The following is a 5,123-nucleotide window of genomic DNA, read 5'->3' on the forward strand; positions in this document are numbered from 1 at the left end:
TTAGGTGTTAGGTGTTAGGTGTTAGGTGTTAGGTGTTAGGTGTTAGGTGTTAGGTAAATCTCGGAAAACGATAAATATGGCTATGTATAGACTTCCGAAACAATCTAATATTATCTCAGTGTAATTACGTAAGTGAAATCAATAGTAACTTGCCTAAAATTCAAGAGTATTTGTGTTTTACTCAAAGAACATATGTGCGTATTTTTACTGTTGTTGTTTAATCATATTTCAAATATAAAGAACAAGTTAGGAAATCAACTAGATAGCCAGATAATTACTTACAGTGTAAGCAATTATGCCAGCAAAAAAATGCTTCTTTGCTAAGTAAATTTATCAAATTTATCTTAAATATAATCTGACAACAGACTGTCATAAATAGCCTCAAATCGGAAAATCATTGGGATCCTATTAAATTATCATCTAAAAGTAATACACAATGCTAGCATCCAATCTTTATAGTCAAGAGACCTCTGACCATAAAAATAGACAGAATTTTTCGGGGACAGCAACCATAAATGCGAAGAGCACCCATCCCTGTCCTATAAAAATGCTCAGAGAGTTGCGGCTGCCCTTACCCCAAGGAATTGTTCACGTAGGAGCTAATTCTGGTAGAGATGAAATCCCAACATATCAAAAATTAAATCTTAAAAATTGTGCCTATATTGAGCCAATCCCCACGGTATTTAAGGAGCTCACCAAAAACCTCGAAGGCATCTCCAATCATTATCCAATACAAGCATTATGCGCTGATTTGACCGGGGAAGAAGTTGTCTTTAATGTCGCCTCCAATCAAGGTCGCTCTTCAAGCATGTTTCCTTGGGGTAGACACAAAACACTATATCCGCAAACTGAATATGTCGAACAGTTAAAAATTCAGACTATTACTCTTGATGAAATAGTAGAGACCAAGCTCCCTGATGCTGATTATGATCTGCTGGTGATGGATACTCAGGGTTCCGAATTAAAAGTCCTTATGGGGAGTCATCGACTACTTAAAGAAAACCTGACGTATATATTCACTGAAGTGGGCGAAGATCCCCTATATGAAGGTGGTTGCACTTTTGATGAGGTGACAGCCTTTCTTAAGCTTTATGGCTTTCGATTGAAAAACATGGTTCTGAATTATAAGAATTGGGGCAATGCTCTTTATGTCAAGGATGTTCCCAAGCCGTCCACAGAAAATATCGCCCTCAATAAACCAACTCAGCAAAGCTCTTTGGCACAGGATTCCCAACCCAAGGAATCTCAAAAAGCAGTTAATGGCATCAGAGATGGTAAGCCAAGTTTTTGTACTGCACAAGAAGTAAATCCTTGGTGGCAAGTCGATTTGGAAGACACCTATGCTTTGACAGAAGTGCGAGTTTACAACTGTATTGACCAAGGTGAGGAAACAGTTCGTACCCTCAAGATACTAGTTTCCCTTGATGAAAGTGACTGGCAAGAACTGTATATCAATCATGAGGGGTTAATCTTTGGTGGCACAGCAGGAAGACCCTTAGTCGTCCCCGTCAAATCTCAAATGGCTCGCTACGTTCGCCTACAACTAAATGAGCAAACTAGTTTGCATCTAGATCAAATTGAAGTTTATGGCTTTTCCAAAACAGTGTAGTTCGAGTGCCAAGTTAATCAAGAAAGGGTTACAAATATCGGGAGAAAGTTGAGAAATGCCTATTGTCAAATATTTTCCAAGCTCAAGTGATACTGAAAATGTTCTCAGTTCTTATCGCAATAATGTTAGATCCCAAAATGGAGAAGATGGAATTATCGAGAAAATTTTTTCCATAATTGGAGAGGAAAACTATTCAAAATGGTGTGTTGAGTTCGGCGCCTGTGATGGCAAGAAGCTTAGCAATACATATAACTTAATTGTTCACAAAGGTTGGAGCGGTGTTTTAATCGAAGCCAATGAAAGAATGTTTAATCAATTAAATATCAACTTTGGGAATTATAAAAATGTTTTTTGTTTCAACTCATATATTGGCTTTAACGAAAATGACAGTCTAGAGTCAATTTTGGCCAAAACACCCATACCCAAAAATCTTGGTTTAATGTCTATTGATATTGATGGCTGCGACTATCATATCTGGGACTCTCTCGCAAGATATCGACCAACTGTTGTGGTTATAGAATATAACTCCACAATATCTAATGATATTCTCTTTATTCAAGATAAAGATATGTCGATCAACCAAGGAGCCTCTTTACTCGCATTAATTGAGTTGGGCAAGAGAAAAGGCTATGAACTAGTAGCAGTTACTGCTTCAAATGGCATATTCGTTGTGGCTGAAGAATATAGTAAATTTAACATTCCCGACAATAATATTAACAAGATGAGATGTGATAAAGGAAAAATGATTTGGCAAGGATTTGATGGCACTATTTTTACCCATAATTTTTCGCGACTCATGTGGAAAGGGGTTGAGATTGACCCAGAAGAATTACAAGTATTACCAAAAAGTCTAAGATATTTTGGCCCGCTGAAGTCATGGTCTAATGACGCCAAGCCCAAATAGGGCGCAAAGCATTCGCAATCAGTTAATTCGCACCATAATTTAGGAGATTCTACCATGATTATCATTACGGGTTCAGCAGGGCTAATCGGCTCTGAAGCAGTACGTTTTTTCTGCGACAAAGGTTATACCGTAGTCGGTATAGACAATAACATGCGACAAAGCTTTTTTGGCAAGGATGCGTCGACGGATTGGAATCGCCAACGCCTATCTGCTTTGTATGGCGATAAATATATTCATCATTCTGTAGACATTCGTGATGAGAAGCAAATAAAAACTCTATTTGAAACCTATAATACAGATATTGATCTAATCATTCATACCGCAGCTCAACCCAGCCATGACTGGGCCGCCAGAGATCCTTACACTGATTTTACGGTCAACGCTAATGGAACTTTGGTTTTGTTGGAGAATACGCGTTTGATCTGTCCTGATGCCGTCTTTATTTTTTGCTCGACCAACAAGGTTTATGGTGATACCCCCAATGCTTTGCCTTTAGAGGAAAAAGAATTGCGCTGGGAAATTGCCCTAGACCATGCCTATGCCAAAGGCATTGATGAAACCATGAGTATTGACCAATGTAAGCATTCGCTTTTTGGGGCTTCCAAAGTGGCAGCGGATGTCTTGGTGCAGGAATATGGTCGATATTTTGGGATGAAAACTGCTGCTTTTAGAGGTGGATGCTTGACCGGGCCAAGTCACTCAGGAACCAAACTCCATGGTTTCTTGTCCTATTTGATGAAATGTACCATGGCCGGCGATCATTACGAGGTTTATGGCTATAAAGGAAAACAAGTCCGGGACAATATTCATAGCTACGATTTGGTCAATGCCTTTTATCACTTTTATCAAGCTCCTCGCATCGCCGAAGTTTACAACATAGGAGGCAGTCGCTATAGCAATTGTTCCATGCTAGAAGCAATTCAATATTGCGAAGAAATCACCCAGAAAAAATTGGATTGGAATTATTCAGAGTCGAACCGCATAGGAGACCATATTTGGTGGATTAGTGATGTGAGCAAATTCCAATCTCATTATCCTAGTTGGGAATTTACCTACACGATTCCCGATATTTTACAAGAAATCTTTGAGCAAAATACTGAGCGTTGGAGCCAAGATTTGCCTCAAGTGAAAAGAGAAACTTTAGTTACCAGCAAAGGATAAATAATTCCATGAAACGCAAAAAATTAACATTTGAGATTAGAAGTCAAAAAAACTGTCCTGCTTGCGGTCATCATATCTCGGTTCCCTTATTATTTGAGCGCCATCCCTTGGCTAATACAGTCCGACCCAAGACCGATCGCGAAGCCAAGCAATTAGAGCGACTGCCATTAGACTATGTAAGATGCGTTGAATGCGGTCATATTTACAATTACTCTTTTAATTACGTTAATGTTCCCTATTCAGATCAACCCTATCCAGTTTTCAATAAGGGATCAATCTGGTCTGATTTTATCAGTGAGATTCACCAAGAGATCCTCGCGATCTTGCCAGAGAAACCTGTAGTGGTCGAAGTGGGCCATGGTGATGGGAGTTTCCTCGCCAGACTGAGAGAATTAAAGCCAGAAGGTCGTTATGTTGGTTTTGATGTTAATGGAGCAAAAGATGGCGAGGGTTTGGTGGAATTCAGAAATGAAATTTTCCAGCCTGATGTTCATTTACCAGAGCTACAGCCCGATTTGATTGTTAGTCGGCATGTTCTAGAACATTTACATAATCCCCTGGGATTCTTGCAGTCTATTGCCTTGGTAGCTACTTCTATTGGGATTAGTCCTTTGACTTATTTTGAAGTGCCCTGTGCTGATCGAGTCCTGGAAACGGGAAGAACTGTAGATTTCTTCTATGAACATAATTCTCAATTTACGACTAATTCTTTTAACAAGATGTTGTCTAAATGCAGCGCTTCGGTGGAAAGGATTGGTTATGGATATGACAAAGAAGTTATTTATGGCATCAGTCGGCTTGGGGTTTCCAATTATCAATTGGCATACGTCCAAAAGAGTACAGAGTATTTATTGAAGACGGCCAATAGTTATGTTGAGATTAAAAAGCAGTTACAAGAATTATATGCTTCTGGTGTAACGGTTGCAGTTTGGGGCGGTTTGGGTCGCTCTTCAACCTTTATGAATCGCTATGATATGAATGCTGATCGTTTTCCTCTGGTCATTGATTCGGATCTTGCTAAGGCTGGGACTTTTGTTCCGGGAACTGGACAAGAAATCCGCTTCCGAGATTGGCTGCTAGAAAATCCGGTGGATGTGGTAATTATTCCTTCTCAGTGGCGAGCCGCAGATATTGTGGCCGAGATAGAGCGAGAGGGGATAGCAGTCAAGAAGGTGTTAATTGAACATGACGGAAGATTGATCGATTATCAGCAGGAGCGTCATCCTTACAAAAAGAATCTGGCTAGTGAATACGTCACTAGTTAATTACAAGATTTGGCAATTTATGTTCTAGTCAAGACTGGTGTTAGGTTTTAGGTGTTAGGTGTTAGGTCAAAAATTGTTTGGATTACGTGAGTTCGACGAATTTTCCTTTTGATTAAATTTCCCAAGTTGAACCACGAAGTAATAGGCTTTTCCCTAGATCCCCAAATCCCTAAATCCCCAAGTC

4 protein-coding genes are annotated in these 5,123 nt (G+C 39.5%); all 4 read left to right on the forward strand.

Translation table 11 applies throughout. The features are described from left to right. Window positions 1-436: 436 nt before the first annotated feature. The 4 genes from XEN7305_RS00405 to XEN7305_RS00420 are packed head-to-tail and all read left to right on the forward strand — an operon-like array spanning window position 437 to window position 4,939. The gene (locus tag XEN7305_RS00405) at window positions 437-1,609 is read left to right on the forward strand and encodes an FkbM family methyltransferase (protein WP_006507313.1); all 1,173 of its coding nucleotides are present in this window, start codon (window positions 437-439) and stop codon (window positions 1,607-1,609) included. 55 nt (window positions 1,610-1,664) lie between these two features. After that, window positions 1,665-2,513, forward strand: a complete 849-nt coding sequence (locus XEN7305_RS00410; protein ID WP_006507314.1) for a hypothetical protein — start codon at window positions 1,665-1,667, stop codon at window positions 2,511-2,513. Window positions 2,514-2,567: 54 nt separating this feature from the next. Then, complete coding sequence (locus XEN7305_RS00415) at window positions 2,568-3,674, forward strand: NAD-dependent epimerase/dehydratase family protein (RefSeq protein ID WP_006507315.1); 1,107 nt, start codon at window positions 2,568-2,570, stop codon at window positions 3,672-3,674. Between the two features lie 8 nt (window positions 3,675-3,682). Next, window positions 3,683-4,939, forward strand: coding sequence for a class I SAM-dependent methyltransferase (locus tag XEN7305_RS00420; RefSeq protein ID WP_006507316.1), 1,257 nt, complete (start codon window positions 3,683-3,685; stop codon window positions 4,937-4,939). Window positions 4,940-5,123: the final 184 nt, after the last annotated feature.

Source organism: Xenococcus sp. PCC 7305 (genome assembly GCF_000332055.1).
GTDB lineage: Bacteria > Cyanobacteriota > Cyanobacteriia > Cyanobacteriales > Xenococcaceae > Xenococcus.